Annotated in this window: 26 protein-coding genes and 2 tRNA genes; 4 read left to right on the forward strand and 24 right to left on the reverse strand. The window is 68.4% G+C overall.

Going from position 1 to position 23937, the window contains the following annotated elements; all coding sequences use genetic code 11:
- Positions 1 to 14 precede the first annotated feature (14 nt).
- Positions 15 to 608 (reverse strand): hypothetical protein, encoded by a 594-nt coding sequence (locus AC07O4_RS29345; protein ID WP_495306357.1) that lies wholly within the window; start codon positions 606 to 608, stop codon positions 15 to 17.
- Positions 609 to 862: 254 nt separating this feature from the next.
- Between AC07O4_RS29345 and AC07O4_RS29350 the strand changes: the two genes are divergently transcribed.
- On the forward strand, positions 863 to 1276 hold the full coding sequence (locus AC07O4_RS29350) for a nucleotide pyrophosphohydrolase (protein ID WP_495306358.1): 414 nt from the start codon (positions 863 to 865) through the stop codon (positions 1274 to 1276).
- A 1-nt stretch (position 1277) separates the two neighbouring features.
- Positions 1278 to 3146, forward strand: a complete 1869-nt coding sequence (locus AC07O4_RS29355; protein ID WP_495306359.1) for a DNA/RNA helicase domain-containing protein — start codon at positions 1278 to 1280, stop codon at positions 3144 to 3146.
- Here the strand turns inward: AC07O4_RS29355 and AC07O4_RS29360 are convergent.
- Complete coding sequence (locus AC07O4_RS29360; protein WP_495306360.1) at positions 3139 to 3411, reverse strand: hypothetical protein; 273 nt, start codon at positions 3409 to 3411, stop codon at positions 3139 to 3141. The two genes, AC07O4_RS29355 and AC07O4_RS29360, sit on opposite strands and share 8 nt — an antisense overlap.
- 259 nt (positions 3412 to 3670) lie before the next feature.
- Positions 3671 to 4084, reverse strand: a complete 414-nt coding sequence (locus AC07O4_RS29365) for a hypothetical protein (protein WP_495306361.1) — start codon at positions 4082 to 4084, stop codon at positions 3671 to 3673.
- A 109-nt stretch (positions 4085 to 4193) separates the two neighbouring features.
- Here AC07O4_RS29365 and AC07O4_RS29370 point away from each other — a divergent pair, with 109 nt between their 5' ends.
- Complete coding sequence (locus AC07O4_RS29370) at positions 4194 to 4370, forward strand: hypothetical protein (RefSeq protein WP_157627325.1); 177 nt, start codon at positions 4194 to 4196, stop codon at positions 4368 to 4370.
- A 126-nt stretch (positions 4371 to 4496) separates the two neighbouring features.
- Here the strand turns inward: AC07O4_RS29370 and AC07O4_RS29375 are convergent, their stop codons facing one another.
- The 5 genes from AC07O4_RS29375 to AC07O4_RS29395 all read right to left on the reverse strand — a co-directional run bounded on the left by AC07O4_RS29375 (position 4497) and on the right by AC07O4_RS29395 (position 6107).
- Complete coding sequence (locus tag AC07O4_RS29375) at positions 4497 to 5060, reverse strand: HNH endonuclease (protein WP_062473294.1); 564 nt, start codon at positions 5058 to 5060, stop codon at positions 4497 to 4499.
- 43 nt (positions 5061 to 5103) lie between these two features.
- Positions 5104 to 5177, reverse strand: a tRNA-His gene (locus AC07O4_RS29380).
- 35 nt (positions 5178 to 5212) lie between these two features.
- Positions 5213 to 5425: a short-chain dehydrogenase gene (locus tag AC07O4_RS29385; protein WP_159275720.1), complete on the reverse strand. Its 213-nt coding sequence runs from the start codon at positions 5423 to 5425 to the stop codon at positions 5213 to 5215.
- A 141-nt stretch (positions 5426 to 5566) separates the two neighbouring features.
- Positions 5567 to 5643 (reverse strand) — tRNA-Pro (locus AC07O4_RS29390).
- Between the two features lie 254 nt (positions 5644 to 5897).
- On the reverse strand, positions 5898 to 6107 hold the full coding sequence (locus AC07O4_RS29395) for a hypothetical protein (RefSeq protein WP_495263348.1): 210 nt from the start codon (positions 6105 to 6107) through the stop codon (positions 5898 to 5900).
- Positions 6108 to 6260: 153 nt separating this feature from the next.
- Between AC07O4_RS29395 and AC07O4_RS29400 the strand changes: the two genes are divergently transcribed.
- The gene (locus tag AC07O4_RS29400; RefSeq protein WP_139702007.1) at positions 6261 to 6677 is read left to right on the forward strand and encodes a hypothetical protein; all 417 of its coding nucleotides are present in this window, start codon (positions 6261 to 6263) and stop codon (positions 6675 to 6677) included.
- A 14-nt stretch (positions 6678 to 6691) separates the two neighbouring features.
- Here AC07O4_RS29400 and AC07O4_RS29405 read toward each other — a convergent pair whose 3' ends face one another.
- The 16 genes from AC07O4_RS29405 to AC07O4_RS29480 are packed head-to-tail and all read right to left on the reverse strand — an operon-like array spanning position 6692 to position 23921.
- Complete coding sequence (locus AC07O4_RS29405; protein WP_495306362.1) at positions 6692 to 7159, reverse strand: acyl-CoA thioesterase; 468 nt, start codon at positions 7157 to 7159, stop codon at positions 6692 to 6694.
- On the reverse strand, positions 7156 to 7689 hold the full coding sequence (locus AC07O4_RS29410; protein ID WP_062473285.1) for a MarR family winged helix-turn-helix transcriptional regulator: 534 nt from the start codon (positions 7687 to 7689) through the stop codon (positions 7156 to 7158). Before AC07O4_RS29410 ends, AC07O4_RS29405 begins: the two co-directional genes overlap by 4 nt.
- Positions 7686 to 8462, reverse strand: coding sequence for an SDR family NAD(P)-dependent oxidoreductase (locus AC07O4_RS29415; RefSeq protein ID WP_070062353.1), 777 nt, complete (start codon positions 8460 to 8462; stop codon positions 7686 to 7688). Before AC07O4_RS29415 ends, AC07O4_RS29410 begins: the two co-directional genes overlap by 4 nt.
- A gap of 53 nt (positions 8463 to 8515) precedes the next feature.
- On the reverse strand, positions 8516 to 9265 hold the full coding sequence (locus tag AC07O4_RS29420) for an SDR family NAD(P)-dependent oxidoreductase (RefSeq protein WP_495306363.1): 750 nt from the start codon (positions 9263 to 9265) through the stop codon (positions 8516 to 8518).
- Entirely contained in the window at positions 9262 to 10851 is a 1590-nt protein-coding gene (locus AC07O4_RS29425) for an ATP-dependent acyl-CoA ligase (protein WP_495306364.1), read from the reverse strand. Before AC07O4_RS29425 ends, AC07O4_RS29420 begins: the two co-directional genes overlap by 4 nt.
- On the reverse strand, positions 10841 to 11572 hold the full coding sequence (locus AC07O4_RS29430; RefSeq protein ID WP_095950531.1) for an ABC transporter ATP-binding protein: 732 nt from the start codon (positions 11570 to 11572) through the stop codon (positions 10841 to 10843). Before AC07O4_RS29430 ends, AC07O4_RS29425 begins: the two co-directional genes overlap by 11 nt.
- On the reverse strand, positions 11569 to 13356 hold the full coding sequence (locus AC07O4_RS29435) for a branched-chain amino acid ABC transporter ATP-binding protein/permease (RefSeq protein ID WP_495306365.1): 1788 nt from the start codon (positions 13354 to 13356) through the stop codon (positions 11569 to 11571). Before AC07O4_RS29435 ends, AC07O4_RS29430 begins: the two co-directional genes overlap by 4 nt.
- Positions 13353 to 14408 carry a branched-chain amino acid ABC transporter permease gene (locus AC07O4_RS29440; RefSeq protein ID WP_070062349.1) on the reverse strand — a complete coding sequence of 352 codons (1056 nt, stop codon included), beginning with the start codon at positions 14406 to 14408 and terminating at the stop codon, positions 13353 to 13355. The genes AC07O4_RS29435 and AC07O4_RS29440 overlap by 4 nt, the downstream gene beginning before the upstream one ends.
- Positions 14409 to 14463: 55 nt before the next feature.
- Positions 14464 to 15627, reverse strand: coding sequence for an ABC transporter substrate-binding protein (locus AC07O4_RS29445; protein WP_062474987.1), 1164 nt, complete (start codon positions 15625 to 15627; stop codon positions 14464 to 14466).
- 39 nt (positions 15628 to 15666) lie between these two features.
- The gene (locus AC07O4_RS29450) at positions 15667 to 16131 is read right to left on the reverse strand and encodes an aromatic-ring-hydroxylating dioxygenase subunit beta (protein WP_159275713.1); all 465 of its coding nucleotides are present in this window, start codon (positions 16129 to 16131) and stop codon (positions 15667 to 15669) included.
- Positions 16128 to 17447: an aromatic ring-hydroxylating dioxygenase subunit alpha gene (locus AC07O4_RS29455; protein ID WP_495306366.1), complete on the reverse strand. Its 1320-nt coding sequence runs from the start codon at positions 17445 to 17447 to the stop codon at positions 16128 to 16130. The genes AC07O4_RS29450 and AC07O4_RS29455 overlap by 4 nt, the downstream gene beginning before the upstream one ends.
- Before the next feature lie 26 nt (positions 17448 to 17473).
- Positions 17474 to 18616 (reverse strand): ABC transporter substrate-binding protein, encoded by a 1143-nt coding sequence (locus AC07O4_RS29460; protein ID WP_495306367.1) that lies wholly within the window; start codon positions 18614 to 18616, stop codon positions 17474 to 17476.
- Between the two features lie 43 nt (positions 18617 to 18659).
- Complete coding sequence (locus AC07O4_RS29465) at positions 18660 to 21116, reverse strand: penicillin acylase family protein (protein WP_495306368.1); 2457 nt, start codon at positions 21114 to 21116, stop codon at positions 18660 to 18662.
- A gap of 37 nt (positions 21117 to 21153) precedes the next feature.
- Positions 21154 to 22320 (reverse strand): ABC transporter substrate-binding protein, encoded by a 1167-nt coding sequence (locus AC07O4_RS29470; RefSeq protein ID WP_307637396.1) that lies wholly within the window; start codon positions 22318 to 22320, stop codon positions 21154 to 21156.
- A gap of 57 nt (positions 22321 to 22377) precedes the next feature.
- Positions 22378 to 23112 carry an SDR family NAD(P)-dependent oxidoreductase gene (locus tag AC07O4_RS29475; RefSeq protein WP_495306369.1) on the reverse strand — a complete coding sequence of 245 codons (735 nt, stop codon included), beginning with the start codon at positions 23110 to 23112 and terminating at the stop codon, positions 22378 to 22380.
- Entirely contained in the window at positions 23109 to 23921 is an 813-nt protein-coding gene (locus tag AC07O4_RS29480; protein ID WP_095950538.1) for a cyclase family protein, read from the reverse strand. The genes AC07O4_RS29475 and AC07O4_RS29480 overlap by 4 nt, the downstream gene beginning before the upstream one ends.
- Positions 23922 to 23937: the final 16 nt, after the last annotated feature.

The raw sequence follows: 23937 nt of genomic DNA on the forward strand, positions 1-23937 counted from the left end.
TGAAGCCGTCAGGCTCACAAAGCGGGTGGGTCAGTATTGAATGGAAATCTAGGGTCAGAGGTCGGCGGAATCCAACAAACTGACCGGTAGTTCTGGAATCGCTCGCCCGCGGTCGTCTTCCACACGGCAACAAGGTCTTCCGTCGTCGGCAGCCCCGGAAAACCCGGCGCCGCCAGCCCCTTGAACTGAACAGACCTGTTGCTCTTTGCCGTCGGGCACTTGGTGAAGACAAAGAACGGGGGCACCTCTGCCCTCTTCGCGGCGTCTCCATGCGCGTTCTCGAAGGCCGCCTTCAGAAGGAGATTGCCGCGCCGCCTCGTGTCGTGCAGGTCGTGGCCCGGCGTGCGGTTGTCCCCGTAGTAGACGAATTGGCCTGTATTCAGGTCTAAGCGATCGGGCCAGTCGCCTTCTTCACCGCTCGAGTAGAGAACGACGAACTTCCTTTTCAAGCCGAGGCCTGAGGCTCGAAAACCACCCTGGTTGCCGGCGCCAGGGAGCAGCTTGGCAATGGGATCGCTGCTTGTATTGCCAGCACTACCGCCCTCATAGATCGCATCCACAACAAGGTCGGCAGTCGGTAAATCCTCGAAGCTGAATATGCGAGTCATGGGCAAGAAAGGTTGAGGCGAGCGCGGCAGAAAAACGCGCGGCCGATATGCGCGGGCGCATTGAATTTAACAATCTTGAACCGACACGCCTATCCCGCAGGCCTCGCTTCCTAGGGAAACACGTCGTTCCCGATCCGCGCTGGATACACTTGTTTCATGAAGCCCCCTCTGATGTTGGCGATCAGCTTGGCTCGAAGCAGTCAGCGCCATGACCTTGAAGCACTTGCTTGTTTGCTCGCGCAAGGAGAAAGCGAGTGAGCGAGAAGCAAGGCGCTGGGCCAGTCGCCCCTCTCATCGATGTCTCACGGCTGGCAGCGCAACTCGAGCACTTCGCCACCGAGCGCGACTGGGCCCAGTTCCACTCCCCCAAGAACTTGGTGATGGCCCTGACCGGAGAGGTCGGCGAGCTGAACGAGATCTTTCAGTGGATGTCCGAGCCAGCCTCCACAGAAGCCGGCCGAAACCCACAGACAGCCCAGGCCGTTCAGGACGAGCTCGCGGATGTCCTGCTCTATCTCGTGCGCCTGTCTTCCGTCTTGGGCGTGGACCTCAACGCTGCGGTCCAGCAGAAGCTGAAGGCCAACGCCCTGCGCTACCCGGCAGACAAGGTGCGCGGCAGCAGCAAGAAGCACAGCTCGCAGGAAGCGGGCGAATCTGGGAAGGACTGACGTGATCGTCTACGAGGCCGACAAGAAGCAATTTCTCAGCGACAACAACGACAGGGACATCGAAGACGTCATCCTGGCCAAGTACTTCAGCGCCACTGGCCGCAAGGTCCCGGCAGCAGAAATGAGGTCGTGGAGAGATTCGCTGGGGTACATGTCGAAGGTCCTCAGCGACTCCGAAATTCCGAATGACGTCGGCGTGGCCGTTGAACTTCATATCCCGCAAAGTTCCAAGCGCATCGACATCAGCCTGACTGGCCGAGGCCACGACGACTCGAAGAACATCGTGATCGTCGAGCTGAAGCAGTGGGACAAGGTGAAGTCGTCGACCAAAGACGCACTGGTCAACACCTACCTTGGCGGCGGACACCGCGAGGTCGTTCACCCGTCGTACCAAGCGTGGTCATACGCCTCCTTGATGGAAGGCTTCAACGAAGCCGTCTACTCTGGGGGCATCTCCGTTCAGGCCTGCGCCTACCTGCACAACTACGAGCGCGACGGCGTGATCGATTCGGCCCACTACGCCGACTACATCGCCAAGGCGCCGCTGTTCCTGCGCGGTGAGGCCGAGCGAGGCTTGCTGCGCAACTTCATCAAGCAGCACATCAAGTTCGGCGACCCGAGCGTGCTCTATGAGCTGACCAATGGCCGTATCAGGCCATCGAAGGCGCTCAGCGACAGCCTTGCGGGCCTACTGAAGGGGAATCCCGAGTTCGTCTTGATCGATGACCAGAAAGAGGTCTACGAGAACATCCTGGCTGCAGGCCGATCTGCATCGAGCACGAACCCCAAGGTGGTGATCGTCGAAGGTGGCCCGGGGACTGGCAAGACGGTGCTCGCTATCAACGCACTGGTCACCTTGATGGGTGCCGGCCTGAACTGCAAATACGTTTCGAAGAACGCCGCACCTCGGCGCGTCTACGAAACCAAGCTCGCGGGCAGCATGACGCGCACGCGCTACTCCAACCTCTTCACGGGCTCCGGTGGTTTCATCGAAACACCCGCAGACCAGTTCGACGTGCTGATCGTGGACGAGGCGCACCGCCTGAACGAGAAGAGCGGCCTGTACGGCAACCTGGGCGAGAACCAAGTCAAAGAACTGATCGCCGCCGCCAAGTGCACGGTGTTCTTCATCGACGAGGATCAGCGGGTCGCGTTGAGCGACATCGGCACGAAGCAAACCATTCGCACATTCGGCACAGAGAAGGGTGCAGAGGTCTCTGAGCACGAACTCGCATCGCAGTTCAGATGCAGCGGCTCCGACGGCTACATCGCGTGGCTCGACGACGCCCTCGCCGTTCGAGAGACCGCGAACAAGACGCTCACGCCAGCCGAGTTCGACTTTCAGGTCTTCAGCGATCCGGCGGACCTGCATACGGCGATTGCACAGAAGAACAGCACAGGCACCGCCCGTGTCGTCGCCGGTTACTGCTGGCCCTGGACCAGCAAGAAAGACCCGAAGGCTTTCGACATCGTCATTGGCGACTACCGCAAGCGATGGAACCTCGACGTCGATGGCAGCCTCTGGATCATTGCGCCGAACTCGATCAACGAGGTCGGCTGCATCCACACCTGCCAAGGGCTGGAGGTGGACTACATCGGCGTGATCATCGGCTCCGACCTCATCGTGCGTGACGGCCGGGTCGTGACGGAGCCATCGGCACGCGATCGGCATGACAAGACCTTGCGCGGCTACAAAGCGCGGCTCAAGGCAGATCCGAAGAACGCCACGGCAGAGGCGGACCTGATCATCAAGAACACCTACCGCACGCTGATGACGCGAGGCATGAAGGGGTGCTACGTCTACTGCAGCGACGAGGAGACCGCGAGCTACTTCCGCGCGCGGTTGTCGTCCCCTGCTGCGCTCACGTAGGCGCCGACGCGTCCGCTGCGTTGATCCGTCTCAGCAGTTGCTGCGCAAGCTCTGCGACTTCGCCAGCCAGGTCTGACGCGATCCACATCACGTGGTCTCGGTGGACGGCACCGATCGCATCGAACCATTCACTGCAGTCCCCGTAGCAACAACTCAGCAGCGATTGCAGCTGGGACGACTTCTTCTCTAGAAGGTCGGCCGTATCGGGGCAGGTTGCCCTGAGGGAATCGGGCGTGGTTTGCCCGGCGATAATTTGATCAGCCATTTGGTGTGCGCTCCTCGAAGTTGTTGCACGTCACTTGGTCAGACGGTCAGGGTGTTAGCGCACCCTGGCCGTCGCCTTTTGTGCCTCACATCGACATCGCTGCGGTGTGCATCGATGTCCCGCCGTGAGGCGCGGCGGTCGTTCAAATGTAGGGAGAGAAGCGCGTCAGCGGAAGCCTCTCACGGTGAACAAATGAGGACTCGCGTCGACTTGTAGTCACGCACGCGAAGACGATCGCCGTGCGAATCGCGCACCGGCCTCAACCAGCCCCCGCAGCCCACGCCTCCACCCGCCGCACCAACGCATCCCGCCGCGCCACCACCTCCGCCAGCAGGTACTGCCGCGCCTGCTCTTGCGCCACGTCGCTCGACAGAAACCACTGCTCGCGCTCGGCGCTGCCTTGCGGTGGCGGGGTGCCCCACCCTGCTTCACCGTTGGCGCCTCTGAACGCTTCGGTCATGGGCAGGCGGCCGTCGGTCTTGCCGATGCCCGACAGCGCATCGGGCGGCCCGTCGAGCGCGATGCGCACGTGCACGACGCTCTCGCCTTCGGTGTGGATCGATGCGCCCAGGCCGCCCTCGCGGTGCACGCGCCACAGCTCGGCCGCGGAGGCGTTGCGGACCCAGCTCTCCAGGGCGCGGACCAGGCTCTCGAGAATGATTTGTTGGTTCATGAGGAATATTTCACACGTTTCTGTCTGGTGTCGGCAAGCGGCCACGGTGCGATGGGGCCAAAAAGCCGTTGTAACTTCTTGCCTTGGCGCCTGCGCTATATTTCTTGGCATGGAAAAGGCATCCGACATAGGCAAACCCACGGTTCCGATCGATCTGATCGGGCCGGAGCATTGGGTCCGTTCACGGCGCGGCCCTCGCCGTACGACGAAGGTGCTCTTCATCTTGCTCGGCGGGCTCGCAGCAGCCACAGCAGTGGCCTACAGCTTCTTCGGCGCTGGGCGCTGAACACAAACAAGCAAGCCGCCCGCGCCTTCACTGATTCACTCACTCGCGCACCGCGAGCCGCACAAGGCAAAGCCCGCTGTCCGTTGATCCAACGGGCAGCGGGCTTTTCTCTTTGTGCGCGCGGCGCTACTGCAGCCGCGAACCGCGCGGCAGGCGCTTGGCCAGCCACTCGTGCACGTCCGCGCGGATGTTGCGGCCTTCGAGCAGGAAGTTCTCGAAGCGGCTCGGCACGTACGGCAGGTAGACCAGCGGCATGCCGGCCTCTTCGGGCGTGCGCGCGGCCTTGCGGTTGTTGCAGACGGCGCAGGCGCTGACGAGGTTGGTCCAGCTCCACGGGCCGCCGCGCGACTCGGGCATGACGTGTTCGCACTGCAGGTCGCGGTCGGCGAACACCTGCGCGCAGTAGGCGCAGGTGTGGCGGTCGCGGCGCAGCAGCTTGGCCTTGGTCACGCCGGGCACGACGTCGAAGAGGTTGATCTTCGACGCGCCGCGCAGCGCGATGATGGGCGCGACGTCGATGCGCGACTGCACACCGCGCGCCACGTTGAAGCCGCCGCGCAGCGTGGCCAGCGGCAGCGCGCCGTCTTCCCAGGCCACGTTGCCGGTGGCGTAGTGCAACACCGCCTGCTCCAGCGAGATCCAGGCTTGCGGCGTGCCCTGAATATCGAGTTGCAGGACGTGTGAATGCATGACGAATCGCCTCCCTTCGCGGCGATGGCTTGTGGTGAACGGATGGGGTGCACGAACGGAATCGAACCGTTGTCAGCGGGACCACAACCCGCGGCTCTGCCATTGAGCTACACGCACCATTGAAGAAACAGAAGACGAGCAGTGCTGAGCTGCTACCACTCGCCCGACGCGCGCACGCGCTGGTCGAGGTCGAGGCTGTCGAGTGGCGCCTCGCTGCCGCCCGGCAATGCCGACGCGCGATCCGCCACGTAGCGCGGCCCGAGCCCCACGCCGAAGCGCTGGGCCAGCGACCACACCATGTGCCTGCGCGGCAGCGGTGCCGGGTGCACGGCGATCATCCGGATCGGTGAGTTGCGCTTGCGCATGAGGGCCTCCTTGGTGGGTGACGAAAAAAGAAAGTAATGACTTGAAAAATGTCCGGTGACGGGTTCCGGCGCCGCCCAATCTTTGCGGCCGGTTTCCGCGGGGCGGGCCACGCGTTGGCATGGCCCGGTCCCGCTCGGGTGTGGTCCGTGTGGCAGGAGTTGAACCTGCGACCCTCTGGTCCCAAACCAGATGCGCTACCAGGCTGCGCCACACACGGAAGAAAAACTAAAAAGCCTGCCCGCGCTTTCCATTTCGGTTGTGTCCTCACGCGACGGGCCGCGCGCTGGGCGCGGCCCCGTCGAACGTCGCTGCACAGGAGTGATCAACTCATGCACATCCCGCCAGACCGTCGACGCGGCAATTTCTGGCGGTGGGGTGAAGGCACACCCGAAATGGAAAGCGGCAAAACAAAAAGGCCCGGAACCTTGCGGTGTCCGGGCCTCTTTGCGAGAGAGCTTGAGAGATGCGCGCCTACGCGCGACCTCCACCCGGGGGCACCTGATGAGCCTCGAACTGACCACCCACGCGCAGACGGGCTGCGGCTTTGGCGGCGTACGCGGTGTTCAGGTGCGAAGACAACGACAGGGGCGACGGCATGTCGAAACCATGGCAGAACCCGACGCGCACGAGCGGTCGGCCCGAGGCGGGTCGAATGCTGGTGAGGGTCAGTGCGGTGTTCACGATGGTTCCTGGTCAAAAACTGCCGCTGTCGGCTGTAAGGGGTTGGAAAAAAGGGACGGCTTGTGCCGTGAATTGGAGGCAACTGTAAAGAGTGTTTACGGCGACGTCAACAACCGGGACAATCTTTTCTTGTCTTGTTGTTGTTTTTGAACAGTGCCCCATACCACCGTCGCGCGCCGCCGCAATGCGCTTGTGCTGCATCGCCGCTTTCTCGAGGACGCCGTCGCGGCGGGCCTGCCCGCCAAGGGGCTGGACCAGGCGTTCGCACGCAAGCTCGAAATCTCTCCGAGCATGTGGAGCCAGATCAAGAGTGCGCGGCCCATCGGCGACAAGCTCGCGCGGCAGATCGAGCGGCATTGCGACGTGGCCGCAGGCTGGCTCGACGAAGACAACACTGCGCCTTCGGAAGCACCGCCCGATGCGGCGGAAGAACGCTTCGTGGCCGCCGCGCGTGAGGCGTGGCGCCAGGCCAATGCGAAGGGGAAGCGCGAACTCAGCGGTTGGCTGAAGAAGCACGCACAGGAGAAGAAGGCGCTCGAGCCTGCCGACGGCCCTGCGCCGGCGCCCTAGCCTTGCTCAGGCCTTCAGGCCTTGCCAGCGGGCTCGGCAGCAGCCAACGCCGGCGCATCGCGCAGGATGGCCGCGCGCATGTCGTCGGGCACGGCGATGGCGCGGTGGGTGTCGAGCGAGGTCGTTACCAGCACCTGCCGCACCTGCATGCGCAGCTCGCCCGTGGTGGGCTCGAAGCAGCGCAGCGCGAGCGTGATCGAGCGCGAGCCCAATTGCGCGACAGAGAGGCCGAGCGTCACGCGGTCGCCCATGCGGCTCACGGCGCGAAAGTCGGCGTCGAGCTTCACGGTCGGCAGGCCGACGCGGCGCTCGCCGATCAGTGCGTGGTAGCCCACGCCGAGCCCGTCGTTCACCCAGTCTTCGACCAGGCCGTTGAGCATCACGAAGTACTGCGGATAGAAGACGATGCCCGCCGGGTCGCAGTCGGAAAAGCGGATCAGGCGCGGGCGCTGGAACTCCACACCACCGCCCTCGCCGCTCATGCGCGGTCCTCGACCGCGCCGTCGCCGCGCATCACGTGCACGCGCAGCAGCCCGAGCTGGTTGTGCATCTGCTTGACGGTCTTCATGTCCAGGCCCGAGAACATCTCGAGGATCCACTGCTCGTGCTCGGTGGCCATGGCTTCGAAGGCGTTGCGGCCTTCGGGCGTGAGGCTCACGATCCAGGCGCGACGGTCGTCGGGGCTGGGCGCGCGTGCCACCATGCCTTCGCGCTCGAGTTCGTCGGTCAGGCCGGTGACGTTGCCGCCGGTCACCATCAGGTAGCGCGAGAGCACGCGCATCTTCAGGCCGTCTTCGTAGCGGTACAGCTGCGCCATGTAGTCGAAGCGCGCCAGCGAGATGCCGAAGCGCTCACGCAGCCGGCGCCGGATCTCGGCCTCGATCTGCGTGGTGCTCGCGAGCATGCGCAGCCACAGCTTGAGCATGGCGTGGTCTTCATGGCCGGCGCGGGCTTCGTGGCCGAGTTCTTCGGCGTCGCTCAGCACGGCGTGGGAGGCATCGTTGCGACTCATGTGACTTCTCCTCCGGAAACGGAGATCGACTGGCCCGTGACCGACGCGGCGCCTTCGCCGCACAGCCAGCGCACGGCGTCGGCCACTTCGGCCGGCTGCACGATGCGCTTTTGCGGGTTCACGCTGGAGAACTCGGCCAGCGCATCGGCTTCGCTGCGGCCGGTCTTGCCGACCACGTTGGCGACGCTGTTGCGCAGGATGTCGGTGTCGGTGTAGCCCGGGCACACGGCGTTCACGGTGATGCCCTTGCGCGCCACCTCGAGTGCCAGCGCGCGCGTGAGGCCGATCACGCCGTGCTTGGCCGCGGTGTAGGCCGACACGTAGGCGTAGCCCTTCTGCCCGGCCGTGCTGGCGATGTTGACGATGCGGCCCCAGCCGGCGTCGAGCATGTCGGGCAGCGCGGCCTGCGCGCACAGGAAGCTGCCGGTGAGGTTGACCGACAGCATGCGCTGCCACAGCTCGACCGAGGTCTTCAGGAACGGCGCGCTCTCGGCGGCGCCCGCGTTGTTGACCAGCACGGTCACCGCCCCGCGTTCGGCCCGCGCCTGCGCAAAGGCCGACTGCACGGCCTGCGGGTCGGCCACGTCGGCCGCCACCACGCCGTGGCCGCTACCGGCCAGGGTCTCGGCCACGCGCTGCAGGGCCTGCGCATCGCGGCCCAGCAAGGTCAGCACTGCCCCCTGGGCAGCAAGGGTGCGGGCGATCTCTGCGCCGATGCCGCGAGCGGCGCCGGTGACGAGGGCATGACGGCCAGTGAGCGAATTTGTGTGCATACCTGAATGGTTTAGTTCTGAATCATTTTAGCCATTTGCGCCCCGGCGTGGTGCTACCGCATGAAACGGCCGCCGTTGAGGTCCAGCGTCGCCCCCGTCATGAAGGCCGCGGCCGGCGAGGCCAGGTAGACGACGGCGGCGGCCACCTCGTCGGCCAGGCCGAAGCGGCCCAGCGGGATGCCGGCTTTCAGCGCCTGCTGCCGCTCGGGTGCCAACGCAGCGAGCGCGGGGCTGTCGATGGCGGCGGGGGCCAGCGCGTTCACGGTCACGCCGTGCGGCGCCAGTTCGTGCGCAAACGCACGCGTCAGCGCCAGCAGGCCGGCCTTGCTGGCCGCGTAGTGCACGCCGGTGGCGCTGCTGACCTGCTGCCCCGCCAGCGAGGCCAGGTTGACGATGCGGCCCGCGCCGCGCTCGCGCATGTGCCTTCCGGCGATGCGGCAGCCGAAGAAGCTGCCGCGCAGGTTGATGGCGAGCACGTCGTCCCACTCGGCGGGCGTGATGTCCCACAGCGAGGTGGTCGGCGTGCGCGCCGCGTTGTTGACCAGGATGTCGACCGCGCCGAAGTGCGCCACGGCCTGCGCGAAGCGGTCGCCGAAGGCCTGCTCGTCGCGCACGTCGAGCGGCAGCGCGAGGCCGTTCACCTCGGTGGCCACGGCCTGGGCGTTGGCCCCGTCGATGTCGGCCACCGCCACGCGCGCACCGGCCTGCGCCAGGGCGCGCGCGATGGCCGCACCCAGCCCCTGCCCCGCGCCGGTCACGAAGGCCACGCGGCCTGCCAGCGGAAGCGCAGTGGCGTGCGTCATCCGGCTTTGGCGGGCCGACCGTCCCAGGTCTGCGGCCCCACGCCGCGCTCGCGCAGCTTGAACTTCTGCACCTTGCCGTTCTCGGTGCGCGGCAGGTCGGGCAAGAGGTCGATGTAGCGCGGCACCGCGAAGTACGGCAGGCGGCCTTCGCAGAAGCGCGCCAGCTCGGCCGGGTCGATGACGATGCCTTCGCGCGCCACCAGCGCGGCCATCACCTCGTCTTCGGCCAGCTCGGAGCGCACGGGGTACACCGCGCACGAAGCCACGCCGGGATGGCTCAGCAGCACCTGCTCGACCTCGAAGGACGAGATGTTCTCGCCGCGCCGGCGGATCGCGTCCTTGATGCGGTCGACAAAGCGGAACGCGCCGTCGGCATCGCGCACCACGCGGTCGCCCGTGTGGAACCACAGGTTGCGCCAGGCCTCGACGGTCTTCTCGGGCATGTGGAAGTAGCCGCTGGCAAAGGCATAGGGCTCGTCCGCGCGCAGCAGCAGTTCGCCGGCCTCGCCGGGCGGCAGCGGTACGTCGTCTTCGTCGGCCACGCAGGCCTGGAAGCCGGGGCGCAGCCAGCCCATGACACCGCCGCGCGGCGAATCGGGCGCGGTGGCGATCGCGAAGTTGGTTTCGGTCGAGCCATAGCCTTCGAGCAGCGCCACGCCCGTGCGCGCCTGGAAGGCCTGCCCCGCCGCCGCAGGCACGCCGGGCCCGAGGCCGGTGCGCACGCGGTGCTCGCGCTCGCCCTCGCCTTCGGGCTGGGCCAGCAGGATCGGCACCATCGCGCCAAGCAGGTAGACCACGGTCGCGCCGTTGGCGCGCATCGCCGGCCAGAAGCCCGAGGCAGAGAAGCGCGACTCGAACACCACCTCGGCCCCGGTGAGCGCGGCCTGCGCGAAGGTGTTGAGCGCGTTGATGTGGAACAGCGGCAGCGTGGTGCACAGCACGTCGTCGCGGCCCACGCCGAGCACCTCGGCGCTGTTCACGCCCCACCAGAAGTACTGCGCCTGCGGGCAGATGACGCCCTTGGCCGGGCCCGTGGTGCCCGAGGTGTAGAGGATGGCGAGCGGGTCGCCCGGCTGCACCGGCGCGGGCGGCAGCGCCTGCGCGCCCGGCGGGTAGGCCGACACGCGCACGCCGGCGGGCGGCGTCCACGGCGTTTCGGCCTCGCCCACCACCCACACCTCGCGCAGCGCCGTGCGAGACAGGTCGGCCGTCGCCAGCCGATCGAGAAAGCCGGCCTCGATCACCAGCAGCTTCGCCTCGCTGTTCGCGAGGAAGTACTCGATCTGCGGCCCCATCGACGCGGTGTTGACCGGCACGACCGACGCACCGAGCCAGCCCGCGCCGAGGAAGGTGTCGAGGAACTCGATGCGGTTGCCGCACATCACGGCGATGCGGTCGCCGCGCGCCACGCCGTGCTGCGCGAGCGCACCGGCGCGCGTGGCCGCCGCGTCGGCCGCATCGGCGTGCGTCCATTGCCGGCCCGCGATGCGCAGCAGCGGGCGGCTGCCGAACAGCGCCGCCTGCCGCTGCAGCATGGCGGGCAGCGTGCGCTGCGCCGGCGGCACCGCGCGCGGGTCACTCGTCATCGTGCGTGCCTCCGCCGAGGTAGGTGGCCTGCACGCGCGGGTCGCTCGCGAGGTCACCGGAAGCACCGGACAGCGCGATCTCGCCGGTCTCCAGCACATAGCCTTCGTCCGAGCTTTCGAGCGCGGCGCGCGCGTTCTGCTCCACCAGCAGGATCGACACGCCGTCGTCGCGCAGCTTGCGCACGATGGTGAGGATGTCGCGCACGATCAGCGGCGCCAGGCCCAGGCTGGGCTCGTCGAGCATCAGCAGGCGCGGCGCCGACATGAGCGCGCGGCCCACGGCCAGCATCTGCCGCTCGCCGCCCGAGAGCGTGTCGGCGCGTTGGGCGCGGCGCTCGGCCAGCCGCGGGAAGCGGTCGTACACCGACTGCAGCTGCCGCTTCATTGCATCGCCGCGCAGCCGCTTGGCGTAGGCGCCGAGCTGCAGGTTGTCGAGCACGGTGAGTTCGCCGAACAGTTCACGCCGCTCGGGCACGAGGCACAGCCCGCGCTCTACGCGCGACTCCACGTCGAGCCCCTGCAGGTCTTCACCTTCGAAGCGCAGCGTGCCCTTGCACGGCAGCAGGCCCATGGCCGCGGCCAGCAGCGTGGTCTTGCCCGCGCCGTTGGGGCCGATCACCGAGATGATCTGGCCCCGCTGCACGTCGAGCGACACGCCGCGCACGGCCTCCACTTGCCCATAGGACACGTGCAAATCACCGATCTCCAGCATCGCGGTCATACAACGCTCCCGAGGTATGCGGCCTGCACACGCTCGTCGGCGCGCACCGCCGACGGCACGCCCTCCACGAGCTTGGAGCCGAAGTTCATCACCACCAAACGGTCCACCAGTTTCATCACGAAGTCCATGTCGTGTTCGACGATCAGGATGGTCACGCCCTCCTCGCGCAGCTTGCGCAGCAGGTCGCCCAAGGCCATCTTTTCCTTGCGGCGCAGGCCGGCCGCGGGCTCGTCGAGCACCAGCAGCACGGGGTCGGCGGCCAGCGCGCGCGCTATCTCCAGGATGCGCTGCGTGCCCAGCGGCAGGCTGCCCGCGAGCTCGTGCGCGCGGTCGCCCAGGCCGATGCGGTCGAGCTGGCGCTGCGCCTCCTGCAGGATCTGGCTTTCTTCCGTGCGGTCCAGCCGCAGGCCCGCCTTCAGGATGCCCGAGCGCGTGCGCGAGTGCGCGCCCAGCGCCACGTTGTCCAGCAGGCTCATGTGCGGGCGCAGCTTCACGTGCTGGAAGGTGCGCGCCAGCCCGAGCCGCGCCACCGCGCGCTGCGGCATGCCGGCGATGTCGTTCTCGAGAAAGCGCACCTGGCCCGCGCTCATCGGCAGCGTGCAGGTCAGCAGGTTGAACATGGTCGACTTGCCCGCGCCGTTGGGCCCGATGAGGCCGATGATCTCGCCCGCCTTGACGTCGAAGCTCACGTCGTTCACCGCCACCAGCCCGCCGAAGCGCTTCACGGCGCCGTTGACCGACAGCACCTGCGTGCCGCGCGCCGGCAGCTGCCGGTGCGGCAGCGGCTCGACCGGCGCGCCGGTGTAGCGCGAGGCGCCTTGCGGCGCGGCGCGCCGGCGCGTCCAGCGGCGCAGCAGGCCCATCACGCCGCCGCGCGCAAAGTGCAGCAGCAGGATGAACAGCGCCGCGAAGGCCACGGCCTCCAGCTGGCCGGCGCGCTGCGTGAGCATCGGCAGCACGTCCTGCAGGCCGTTCTTCAGCACCAGCACCAGCGCCGCGCCTACCAGCGCGCCCGCCAGCTGCCCGAGCCCGCCGGCCACGGCCATCAGCAGGTACTCGATGCTGGCGCGCACGTCGAAGGGCGACGGGCTCACGAAGCGGTTCATGTGCGCATAAAGCCAGCCCGCCAGCCCCGCGAACAGCGCCGCCGTGACGAACAGCGACAGCCGCACGCGGTACGCATCCGCGCCCACGCTGGCCAGCAGCGTGGCGCCGCCGCGCAGCCCGCGAATCGCGCGGCCGGGGCGCGACTGCAGCAAGTTGTGGCTGAACAGGCAGGCCAGCCCGACCACCACCCAGATCAGGTAGTACATCGCGCGCGGATCGGCCAGCGACCAGCCGCCGATCTGCAGCGGCGGGATGTTCGACAGGCCCGTGTGGCGCCCGAGCGCATCGACGTTGCCGAACAGCATCGCAATCGACAGCCCCCAGGCGATGGTGCTCAGCGGCAGGAAGTGCCCGCCCAGGCGCAAGGTGAGCATGCCGATGGCCAGCGCCGACAGGCCCGTGAGCAGCAGCGCGAACAGGAGCCCCAGCCACGGCGACAGGCCCTGCGCAGTCGTGAGCCACGCCGTGGCGTAGGCCGCAATGCCAACGAAGGCCGCCTGCCCGAACGAGGTGGCGCCGCCCACGCCGGTGAGCAGCACGAGGCCCAGCGCCACCAGCGCGCCGATGCCGATGTCGTTGAGCAGCGAGACCGTGAAGCTGCCCGCCACGGCCGGCACCAAGGCCAGCACGACGATCACGCCCGCGATCCACGCCATGCGTTTCGTGTTGCCGTTCATTGGTCCACCTCGTCTTCTTCCTCTTCCGAATGGGCCGCCATGAAGGAGCGCAGCATGAGCACCGGGATCAGCAGGCTGAACACGATCACGTCTTTCAGCGCGCCGCTCCAGAACGACGCGAAGCTCTCGACCACGCCGACCGCCAGCGCGCCGATGGCCGTCATCGGGTAGCTCACGAGCCCGCCGATGATCGCGGCCACGAAGGCCTTCAGGCCGATGATGAAACCCGAGTCGTAGTACATGGTGGTCACCGGCGCGATCAGCACGCCGATGAGCCCCGCCAGCAGCGAGGCGCAGCCGTAGGCCAGCAGCGCCGTGCGCACCGGCCGGATGCCGACCAGCCGCGCACCCACGCGGTTCACAGCCGTGGCGCGCAGGGCCTTGCCGGCCACCGTGCGCTCGAACACCAGGAAGAACAGCCCGCTCAGCACCACGGCCGCCCCCACCATCAGCACCACCTGGCCGCTGACCGTGAAGCCATCGCCCAGCGTGAACACCGCGCTCGTGAGCGGTGTGGTGCGCGAGCCCTCGGGCCCGAAGAACAGCAGGCCCAGGCCCGAGAGCAGGAAGTGCAGCGCCAGCGACACGATCAGCAGCACCAGCACCGAGGCATCGGCGATCGGCTGGAACACCACGCGCGCCAGCAGCGGCGCGATGGGCACCACCAGCAGCACGGCCACCGCGATGTGCACGGCCACGGGCACGCCGGGCCGCGCCGCCAGCCAGGCGAGCACGCACGGAATGGCGGGCAGCACGCCCCACATCAGCACCGCCTTCGGTATGCGTGCGGCCTCGCCGCGCCGCAGCAGGCTGCCGATTTCGGTGGCCAGCGCCAGCGCGGCCAGCACCGCGACCATGCCGATGGTCGGCGGCACGCGGCCGGTCTCGAAGGCCGCCAGCGACAGGGCGGCAAAGGCCGCGATGTCGCCGAACGGCACGAACACCACCCGCGTGACCGAGAAGATCAGCACCAGCCCGAGCCCGGCCAGCAGATAGACGGCACCGTTGGCCAGGCCGTCGGTGACGAGGATCAATGCCACGTCCCAGTTCATAGAAAAACCTCTGTCGGAGTCATCGTTGTCGTTGTCGTGAAGGGAAACAGGAGATTCAAGGGGCGAGCTTCCATTGGCCGTTGTCGAGCTTGACGATCACGCGGGCGCGCTCGTCCACGCCGTACAGGCTGCCGGGCTTGAAGGTGTAGACGCCGTGCGTGCCCACCACTTCCTTGGTGCTGAAGATGGCGTCGCGCAGCGCCACGCGGAACTCGGGCGTGCCCGGCTCGGCCTTCTTCATGGCGCGCGAGGCGGCGTCGGCGAACACCAGCCAGCCGTCGAACGAGTAGGCCGAGAAGGCGTCGCTGGTGGGTGCGTTGTTGACCTTCTGGAACACGGCGCGGAAGTCGGTCGCGATCTTCTTGGTCGGGTAGTCGGCCGGCAGCTGCTCGGCGACGATCACCGGGCCCGTGGGCATGAGCGCGTTCTGGCCGGCCGCGCCGACCACGCGCACGAAGTCGGGGTTGATCAGGCCGTGCTGGCCGTACACGCCGCCCTTGAAGCCGCGCTCCTGCAGCGCCAGGAACGGCAGCGCGCCCGGCGTGCCGGCGCCGCCGGTCATCACCGCGTCGGGGCGCAGCGCCACGATCTTCAGCACCTGGCCGGTCACCGAGGCGTCGGCGCGCGCGTAGCGCTCGTTGCTCACCACCTTGATGCCGGCGGCGGGCGCGGCCTTGTTCAGGGCCTCGTACACCAGGTCGCCCCAGGCGTCGGAGAAACCGATGTAGCCCACCGTCTTGACGTTGTTGCGCTTCATGCGCTCGACCACCGCGTCGATCATCAGTTGCGTGGGCTGCGCCACCGTCATCACCCACGGGTTCTCGTTGGGGTCGAGCAGGATGGGCGTGAGGCCGATCATGGGCGTCTTCGCCTCCTTGCCCACCTGCGCCATCGCGATGGCCGACGGCACGCCCGAGGTGCCCATGAGCACGTCGACCTTTTCGTCCTCGATGAGCTTGCGCGCGTTGCGCCCGGCCGTGGTCGGGTCGGAGCCGTCGTCGAGCACCACGAGCTGGATCTTGCGGCCGTTGACCTCGCCCTTGTAGGCCAGCGCAGCCTGCATGCCCTTGGCGTACGGCACGCCCAGCGAGGAGTTGGGCCCCGACAGCGACACGCTGAGTCCGACCTTGAGGTCGGCCGCCAGTGCGCTCGCCACACCACAGGCGGTCAGCGCCGCGGCGAGGGCACCGCGCGTCAAGGTCTGCATCAGGTTCTTCATGTCGTAGCTCCAGTGAGGAAGGATGGAAGGAACAGAAACTCAGATGAACAACTGGATCGCGGGCAAGGCGCGCGTGGCATTGAGCAGGTCGATGCGCTTCTCGCGGATGGACCAGCCCGTGGGGGTGCGAATGAGGTGGTGGCGGGCGGTGCCGCTCAGCAGGATCTGGTCGTCGCCGCGCGCCTCGATGTAGAGGAACGGCGTGCGCAGGCGCACGTCGTCGGTGCCCTCTTCCTCGATGCGCGAGGGCTGCAGCACATGCTGGCTGTGGCTGGCCGGATGCTGCGAATGCGCGCGCGGGTTCTTCAGCCGCTCCACGCGCAGCTGCAGCAGCAGCCGGTCTTCGTAGGCCAGCGAGTTGTGCGAGAACGGATCGGCCTGCGCCGCGCCGAGCAACGGCACCCAGTAGTGGCCGTCGTCGGCGAACAGGGCCAGCCAGTCGTCGAAGCGGCGCGCGTCGAGCAGGGCCGCCTCGTGGGCGATGAAGTCGCGCGGGTCGTTCATGCCGCCACCTCCGGCGTCATGGCCCGGGCCCAGGCGCGGAACTGGTTGCGCATGAGCAGCTCGTTGGTGCCGTTGGTGGTCACCGTGGCCTGCTGCGTCTCGGCCGGGTCGTGGTTGCGGTGCAGGCTGATCCATTCGTTGCCGCCGGCACGCAGGCCCTTCTGGATGCTCTCGAACAGGTGCACGTCGTCGTGCGCCACCACCGACATGGGCGAGAACACGAGCCGGTTGTAGCTCATGGCGCGCTCGAACAACAGCGCGGGCGCACCGGCCGCGCGGAAGCTCCAGGCCTCGATGAGCGTGCGGTCGGCCGCGAGCGGGCGGATCACGCGGATGGCCTGCGGCGAGCCCTTGACCGACAGGCTCGGGTACAGCACCGAGTTCTGCGGCGAGCGCTGCAGGATGTCGGCGGCGCGCTCCACGCCGTGCGCGGCCTGCATCGCGGCCTCGTACTCGGGCAGCTGCGCGTAGTTGGAATGGATGCTGAAGTTCACGCCCAGCACGCTGTGGCCGTTGGCGAACACGCGTCCGCCCATCTGGTCGAAGAACTCGTAGCCCGAGCCGAAGGGCAGGATCTGCTCCATCGCCATCGGCTTGGGATCGGTGGACGCGTGCCCTTCCCACAGCGCTTCGGCGGCCTTGGTGGCCGACTCGTGCGTCGACATCGGGTGCACCGTGTCGTTGATGTTCTCCAGGTACATCTTCCAGTTGCAATGGACGATGTTGCGCAGCACGCCACCGCCCACGGTGAGCTTGCCCTCGGGCGAGCGGTCGACCATGTTGTCGAGCGCGCCGAGCACGTCGCCGAAGTAGTCCTCGAACGAGGGGCCGGTGTCGGACAAGCGCACGAACACGAAGTCGCGGTACACCTTCACGTGCCTGACCACCGACAGCCCCTGCCCCGACTCGCAGGCCTTGAGCTGCGTGCCCTCGTAGCCGTTCTTCAGCGGCAGGCCCAGCGGCGCGCCGTCCAGCTTGTAGGTCCACGCGTGGTACGGACAGCGGAAGAAGCGACCGGTGTTGCCGCTCTCGTCCGTCACGAGCTGGGTGCCCTTGTGGGCGCAGCGGTTGTACATGACGTGCACCGCGCCGTCGGGCTGGCGCACCATGAGCAGCGGGCGGCCCGCGATCTCCTGCGTGACGAAATCGCCCGCCGCCGGCACCTGGCTGGCATGGCCCAGGAAGACCCAGGTGCGGGCGAACAGGCGCTCCTGTTCCAGCGCGAACAGCTCGTCGCTGAGGTACAGGTCGCGATGCACCCGGTCGTCGCGGACCAGCGCCGCGACGAGATCGGGGCGGTTGCGGTAGGCGGTCATGGCGGTGGGCTTCGGTTAAACCGAGGTCAGGGGACCAGCTTCCACTGGCCCTTGTTCATCTGCACGATCACGACGCCGCGCTGGTCCGAGCCGTAGCGGTCGTCGGGCTTGAAGGTGTAGATGCCGTGCGTGCCCACCAGCTCCTTCGTGCCCACGATGGCATCGCGCAGCGCCGTGCGGTACTGCGGCGTGCCGGGCTCGCCCTTGGTGCGCGAGGCCGCGTCGGCCAGCAGCAGGTAGGCGTCGTAGGTGTACGACGAGAAGGCATCGGTGGGCACCGCGCCGTTCGCCTTCTGGTACGCAGCGCGAAAGCCCATCGCGACCTTCTTGATGGGGTTGCTGTCGGGCAGCTGGTCGGCCACCAGCACCGGGCCGCTGGGCACCTGCAGGCCGTCGATGGCCGTGCCGCCCACGCGCACGAAGTCGGCGTTGATGAGGCCGTGCGTGCCATAGATCTTGCCCTTGTAGCCGCGCTCGGCCAGTGCCAGATAGGGCAGCGCGCCCGGCGTGCCGGAGTTGCCGGCGAACACCGCGTCGGGCCGCGCCGCGACGATCTTCAGGATCTGCCCCGCCACCGACGAATCGCTGCGCGCATAGCGCTCGTTGGCCACCACCTTGATGCCAGCGGTGGCGGCGCTCTTCATGAGCGAGTCGTAGGCCAGGTCGCCCAGCGCGTCGGAGAAGCCGATGAAGGCCACCGTCTTCACGCCCGACTTCTGCATGCGCTCGACCACGCCCGCCACCATGAGCGGGAACGGCTGCGACACGGTGACGGTCCATGCGCCGTCCGCGCCCGGAATGGTCACGGGCGTGGGCGAGATGAGCGGCGTGTTGAGCTCGCGCGCCACCGAGGCGATGGCCATCGCGCCCGGCACGCCCGAGGTGCCGATGAGCACGTCGACCTTGTCTTCGGTCACCAGCTTGCGCGCGTTGCGCCCGGCGGTGGTCGGGTCGGACGCGTCGTCGAGCACGATGAGCTGCACCTTGCGCCCGCCGATCTCGGGCCGCTCGGCGATGGCCGCGCGGATGCCCTTCTCGTAGGGAACGCCCAGCGCCGCGACCGGCCCCGAGAGCGAGCTGATGAAGCCGATCTTGAGGTCTGCCGCCGCCGCACCGACGGCGGTGAAGGCGGCCAGCAGCGCGAGGCCAAGGCGGGAGATTTTCTTCATGGGAGCTTCCTCTTCGGGGGTTGGAATGGGGACGAGGGACGGGTCAGTAGCGCAGGGTGCGGCGCGATTCGAGGTCGGCATCGACCTGCGCGGGCGTGAGCCGCTCCGGCTTGCATTCGAAGCGCTCGAACAGCGCGAGCTGGTCCGCGTAATGGCGATCGCGCACGCCGGCGGGGCTCACGAAGCCGCTCTGCCCCGGCGCGGCGACCGAGCACATGTCGAGCGCACCCGGGCGCAGCACGACGCGGTAGTTGAGCGTGCCGCGGTTCATGTAGGGGCTGACCTCGGGCTCGTCGCCCGCGCCGGCCCACGGCACGCCGATGGCGTTGATGCGCGAGAACCGATGCCGCACCACGGGCGTGGTCCACGCGGCCATGTCGGGCCCGAGGCGGGTGCGCAGCTCGCCCACCGCATCGGTCAGCGCGGCGCGCACCATCGTGCGCGGGTCCTGCCCGTTGAAGAAGTCGTGGCGCTGCGGCACGCCCGAGGCCGGGCCGCTCAGCGCGTTCCACAGCAGCTTGGCCACGGCCGCGGGCTGGGCGCTGCCCGGCGAGCCGCGCGGCGTGAGCGTGGGGTAGCCGAGGTTGGCGTAGGTGGCGAACACGGCCGGCGGCAGGTCGTCGGCCAGCAGGCGCCGCGACATCGCACCCAGCCACGCGCGCAGCACGGTGGTGGCGCGGTTGTCGTACACCTCGCCACCCGGGGCGACGCGGTTCTTCAGGTCCCAGTTGGCGAGCAGGTCGGCCGCGCGGCGCGCGGGGTCGCCGGCCGGCAGGCCCTTGGCCGCGTCGACGATGAGGGGCACGAAGTAGCGCGCGTTCAGGTCGGCCAGCGCCGCGCCCTGGCTCACGCGCCAGACCTCGTCGGCGCCCAGCTTCGCCGTGCCCTGCAGCTGTGCATGGATTTCGGCCACGCGGTCGACGTGCGAGAAGTTCGCGCCGTCCGCGCGCAGGCCTTCGGCGATCTGGTTGTTCCAGCTCACGAGGTAGCCCTGCGCGGGGTTGTAGGCGCGCGGGTTGGCGCTGAACGGCAGGCTGCCCTGCCACTCCATGCTGCCGTCGCCGCGCGCGGGAAAGCGGATGTCCTGCGTGGCCGGGCGGCGCGGCATGCGGCCCAGGCCGACGGCGCCGATGTTGCCCGCCACGTCGGCATAGAACCAGGTGATGGACGCGGCCACGCGCTCGCCCTGCGCAAGAAAGCCCGACCAGTCGCGCGCCCGTGCGGCACGCGCCCAGCCCAGCATGGTCTCGACCTCGCGGCCCTGCCAGGTGCTGCGCGCGGTGTAGGCGCGGGCGTTGTCCACGTCCCAGCTCTGCACGAAGCCGTGCACCGTGGCGTAGATGTCCACGCTCTGCGGTGCGGCGCCCTTCACGCGGATGACGTCGGTGCGCCGCGTCATCGGGCGGTAGACGCCGTCGTACTTGTATTCGTGGCGGTTGGCCGGGTTCAGTTCTTCCTGGTAGATGTCGTTGGTGTCGAGCGACCCCACCGTCGAGCCCCAGGCGATGGTGCCGTTGGTGCCGAACAGCACCGGCAGCAGGCCGATGGGCGTGAGGCCCGTGAGGTCGTAGCCCGCGCCGTGCAGGCCGATACCGTGCACGAACGACGGGTTGTTGAAGCCCTGCTGCGGACCGTTGTACAGGACGGCCACGCCTTCCTTGGTGCGCGAGGGGCCGAGCACCCAGGCGTTGCTGGCGGTCGGCATGCCTTCGGTGGCGGCCAGGCCCATGCGGGCGACCTGCGTGGCGCGGAAGTCGGCGGCGGCCTGCGCGGAGACCGGCGCGAGCGCGGCGTCGCCGGGCTCGGCGCTCACCAGCCGGTTCGCGTTGCCGCGCGGCACGATGGTCGGCGCGGTCGGGTCTTCGAGCCAGCGCAGCTGCTCGTACAGCTGCAGGCCGGCCACGTCGCCGCGCGCGGCCTTGAGCTGGTTGAGCAGCGAGAGGTTCGCGACCTCGGCCGTGCCCGCGAAGAAGCGGTTGAGGATGAGGCCGATCCAGACCATGGCCACGTCGTCCGCGGTCCAGGGCGCGGGCTCGAAGCCGTTGTCGATGAACTCGCGCGGCATGAGCTTGGCGCGGTCGGCCAGCACGTCGCGGATGCGCGCGTTGACGCCCGCGGCGTAGCCTTCGAACATGGCGCGGTCGTCTGCGTTCAGCGCATCGATCTGGCGGCGGATCGACACCGGATCGATGTTGGCGCGCGTGGCCTTGTCGGTCGCGACGAACTCGGCCCCCAGCACCTCGGCCACGCTGCCGTTGCCCGAGCGCCGCGCCATCTCCAGCTGGTAGAGGCGGTCTTCGGCGACGGCATAGCCGAAGCCGTGGAACAGGCCGCGCGTGTCGCTGGCATAGACGTGCGGCACGCCGTAGCGGTCGCGCTTGATGGTGACTTCTCCGCTGCCGCCGGGTGCGGTCGCGGCGCAGCCGGCCAGCAGCGCGGCGGCGAACAGCACGGTGCCGGTCGCGCGCCGGCGGCGCAGGGAACGAAGCAGCGGGTGCATGGGGTGGGCGGCGTTCATCGGATCGACGCGAGGGCGTTCAGGGCACCAGCTTCCACTGGCCCTTCTCGAGCTTCACGACGACGCGCGAACGGTCGTCCGAGCCGTAGCGCTCGGTCGGCTTGAAGTTGTAGACCGAGTGCGTGCCCACCAGCTCCTTGGTGCTCACGATGGCATCGCGCAGCGCCAGGCGGAACTGCGGCGTGCCGGGCTCGGCCTTGGTGGCCAGCGCGCGCTGGGCGGCGTCCAGGTACACCAGCCAGGCATCGAAGGTGTAGGCCGAGAAGGCGTCGGTCGGCGGTGCGCCGTTGGCCTTCTGGTAGGCCGCGCGGAAGTCCATCGACACCTTGCGGATCGGGTTGTCGCTCGGCAGCTGCTCGGCCACGATCACCGGGCCCGTGGGGGCCAGCAGGCCTTCGACCGAGGCACCGCCCACGCGCACGAAGTCGGGGTTGATGAGCGCGTGCATGCCGTAGATCTGGCCCTTGTAGCCGCGCTCCGAAAGCGCGAGGTACGGCAGCGCACCGGGCGTGCCCGAGGTGCCGGTGATCACCGCGTCGGGGCGCAGCGCCACGATCTTGAGCACCTGCCCGGTCACCGAGGCGTCGCCGCGCGCATAGCGCTCGTTCGACACGATCTTGATGCCGGCCGGCTCGGCACTCTTTTGCAGCGCGCCGTACACCAGGTCGCCCCAGGCGTCGGAGAAACCGATGTAACCCACCGTCTTCACGCCCGACTTCTTCATGCGCTCGACCACCGCGCTCACCATGAGCGGCGCGGGCTGCGGCAGCGTGACCATCCACGCGCCCTCCTCGCCCGGCAGGTTGGCGTTGGCGATGGAGATCAGCGGCGTCTTGGTTTCGCGCGCCACGCCGGCAATGGCCAGCGCGCCGGGCGAACCGGCCGTGCCGATGATGACGTCGACCTTGTCCTCGTCGATCATCTTGCGTGCGTTGCGCGCGGCCGTGGTGGGGTCGGACGCGTCGTCGAGCTGCACCAGCTGGATCTTGCGGCCGCCCACGTCGGCCTTGTAGGCGAGCGCGGCCTTCATGCCCTTTTCGTACGGAATGCCCAGCGACGACACCGGCCCCGACAGCGAGGTGATGAAGCCGACCTTGAGATCGGCGGCCCACGCGCTGGCGGCGCTCAGCGCGCCGAGGCCCGCGGCGACGGCCGCGAGGGTGCGAATTCGGTTCAGGACTTTCATGGCGATGCTCCAGAGGTGATGTTTTTGAACGGAACGAAACGGACGCTGAAAAGAAAACTAGAGGGCGAGGCTGCCGACGCTGGTGCCGCCGCAGACATACAAGACCTGGCCGGTGACGAAGCTGTTCTCGGGCGCGGCGAAGAAACGCACGGCGCGTGCCACGTCGGCCGATTCGCCCAGGCGCTTGACGGGCACCGAAGCCGCGAGCGCGCGCTCCTTCTCGCTGCCGGCCTCGACCACGTCGTAGAACATGTCGGTGCGGATCGGGCCCGGCGCCACCACGTTCACCGTGATGCCGTCGGCCGCGAGCTCCAGCGCCCAGGTGCGCGCCATGCCCAGCATGCCGGCCTTGGTGGCCGAGTAGCTCGTGCGCGTGGCCAGGCCCAGCGCGGCGCGCGACGACAGCAGCACCACGCGGCCGAAGCGCTGCGCACGCATCGCGGGCAGCGCGCCCTGCACGAGCTGGATGGCACAGCCCAGGTGCAGGTCGACCAGCGCATCGAGGTCGTCGAGCTTCACGTCGGGCAGCAGCGCGGCGCGGATGACGCCGGCGTTGTGGACGATCGTGGTCGGTGCGAAGCGCTCGACGAGTTCGCGCACGGCCTGGCCGGTGGCGGCGCGGTCGGCCAGGTCGACCTCGAGGCTGTGCATCTTCGAGTGGTCGATCTCAGCCTTGCGGCGCGCGAGCGAGACCACCTCGTAGCCTTGCGCGAGCAGGTCTTCGCAGATGGCCTTGCCGATGCCGGCGCTGCCGCCGGTGACGGCCGCGACCTTGGGTGCGGCGGCGCTCATGCCGTGGCTCCCACCAGGGCCAGCACACGCAGCGGGCTGCCGCTGCCCTTCTCGATCTTCAGCGGCGGGCAGATCAGCACCGCACCCGATGCCGGCAGCAGGTCGAGGTTGCTCAGGCACTGCAGGCCGTAGCGGCCCGCGCCGTGCATGTAGTAGTGGCAGGGGTAGGGCGGGCGCAGGTGGTAGCCCTGCCCCGCGTCGGTGCCGATGGCTTCGGAGCCGAAGCCCAGCACGTCGCGCTGCTCGACCAGGAAGCGCACGGCCTCGGTGCTCGGGCCGGGCGTGTGCTGGCCGGTCTCGTCGAAGTTCTGGTACGCCTCGGGGTCGGTGCGCTTGGACCAATCGGTGCGCATGAGCACCCACGCGCCCTTGGGGATGCGGCCGTGCGCGGCTTCGTAAGCCTCGATGTCTTCGAGGGTCAGCAGGTAGTCGGGGTCGTCCTTCACCTGCGGCGAGCAGTCGATCACGCAGGCCGGGGCCACGAAGTGCTGCACGGGAATGGTGTCGACCGAGTTGTTCGGCAGGTCGCGGCCCGAGATCCAGTGGATCGGCGCGTCGAAGTGCGTGCCCGTGTGCTCGCCGCAGGAAAAGTTGTTCCAGTACCAGCCCGGGCCGCGCTCGTCGTACTTCGACACCTCCTCGATGCGGAAGGGCCAGCACTGGCCCATCTCGGGCGGCAGCGCGATCTGCGGAAACTCGGGCGTGAGCGTCTGCGTGAGGTCGATCACGCGGATGCGGCCGCTGGCCATGGCGGTCACGAGGCTGCCGAGGACTTCGGCGGCGGACATCAGTTCGGTTGTCGTGGTCATTCGTGTGGCTCCTGTT

This window comes from Variovorax sp. GW821-FHT09D04 (assembly GCF_059416405.1).

Excerpts from the sequence above, each read along its gene's own strand:
- AC07O4_RS29345 (WP_495306357.1), bottom strand. The coding sequence starts at position 608 with ATGACTCGCATATTCAGCTTCGAGGATTTACCGACTGCCGACCTTGTT.
- AC07O4_RS29360 (WP_495306360.1), bottom strand. The coding sequence starts at position 3,411 with ATGGCTGATCAAATTATCGCCGGGCAAACCACGCCCGATTCCCTCAGG.
- AC07O4_RS29365 (WP_495306361.1), bottom strand. The coding sequence starts at position 4,084 with ATGAACCAACAAATCATTCTCGAGAGCCTGGTCCGCGCCCTGGAGAGC.
- AC07O4_RS29370 (WP_157627325.1), top strand. The coding sequence starts at position 4,194 with ATGGAAAAGGCATCCGACATAGGCAAACCCACGGTTCCGATCGATCTG.
- AC07O4_RS29375 (WP_062473294.1), bottom strand. The coding sequence starts at position 5,060 with ATGCATTCACACGTCCTGCAACTCGATATTCAGGGCACGCCGCAAGCC.
- AC07O4_RS29385 (WP_159275720.1), bottom strand. The coding sequence starts at position 5,425 with ATGCGCAAGCGCAACTCACCGATCCGGATGATCGCCGTGCACCCGGCA.
- AC07O4_RS29405 (WP_495306362.1), bottom strand. The coding sequence starts at position 7,159 with ATGAGCGGCGAGGGCGGTGGTGTGGAGTTCCAGCGCCCGCGCCTGATC.
- AC07O4_RS29410 (WP_062473285.1), bottom strand. The coding sequence starts at position 7,689 with ATGAGTCGCAACGATGCCTCCCACGCCGTGCTGAGCGACGCCGAAGAA.
- AC07O4_RS29415 (WP_070062353.1), bottom strand. The coding sequence starts at position 8,462 with ATGCACACAAATTCGCTCACTGGCCGTCATGCCCTCGTCACCGGCGCC.
- AC07O4_RS29420 (WP_495306363.1), bottom strand. The coding sequence starts at position 9,265 with ATGACGCACGCCACTGCGCTTCCGCTGGCAGGCCGCGTGGCCTTCGTG.
- AC07O4_RS29425 (WP_495306364.1), bottom strand. The coding sequence starts at position 10,851 with ATGACGAGTGACCCGCGCGCGGTGCCGCCGGCGCAGCGCACGCTGCCC.
- AC07O4_RS29430 (WP_095950531.1), bottom strand. The coding sequence starts at position 11,572 with ATGACCGCGATGCTGGAGATCGGTGATTTGCACGTGTCCTATGGGCAA.
- AC07O4_RS29435 (WP_495306365.1), bottom strand. The coding sequence starts at position 13,356 with ATGAACGGCAACACGAAACGCATGGCGTGGATCGCGGGCGTGATCGTC.
- AC07O4_RS29440 (WP_070062349.1), bottom strand. The coding sequence starts at position 14,408 with ATGAACTGGGACGTGGCATTGATCCTCGTCACCGACGGCCTGGCCAAC.
- AC07O4_RS29445 (WP_062474987.1), bottom strand. The coding sequence starts at position 15,627 with ATGAAGAACCTGATGCAGACCTTGACGCGCGGTGCCCTCGCCGCGGCG.
- AC07O4_RS29450 (WP_159275713.1), bottom strand. The coding sequence starts at position 16,131 with ATGAACGACCCGCGCGACTTCATCGCCCACGAGGCGGCCCTGCTCGAC.
- AC07O4_RS29455 (WP_495306366.1), bottom strand. The coding sequence starts at position 17,447 with ATGACCGCCTACCGCAACCGCCCCGATCTCGTCGCGGCGCTGGTCCGC.
- AC07O4_RS29460 (WP_495306367.1), bottom strand. The coding sequence starts at position 18,616 with ATGAAGAAAATCTCCCGCCTTGGCCTCGCGCTGCTGGCCGCCTTCACC.
- AC07O4_RS29465 (WP_495306368.1), bottom strand. The coding sequence starts at position 21,116 with ATGCACCCGCTGCTTCGTTCCCTGCGCCGCCGGCGCGCGACCGGCACC.
- AC07O4_RS29470 (WP_307637396.1), bottom strand. The coding sequence starts at position 22,320 with ATGAAAGTCCTGAACCGAATTCGCACCCTCGCGGCCGTCGCCGCGGGC.
- AC07O4_RS29475 (WP_495306369.1), bottom strand. The coding sequence starts at position 23,112 with ATGAGCGCCGCCGCACCCAAGGTCGCGGCCGTCACCGGCGGCAGCGCC.
- AC07O4_RS29480 (WP_095950538.1), bottom strand. The coding sequence starts at position 23,921 with ATGACCACGACAACCGAACTGATGTCCGCCGCCGAAGTCCTCGGCAGC.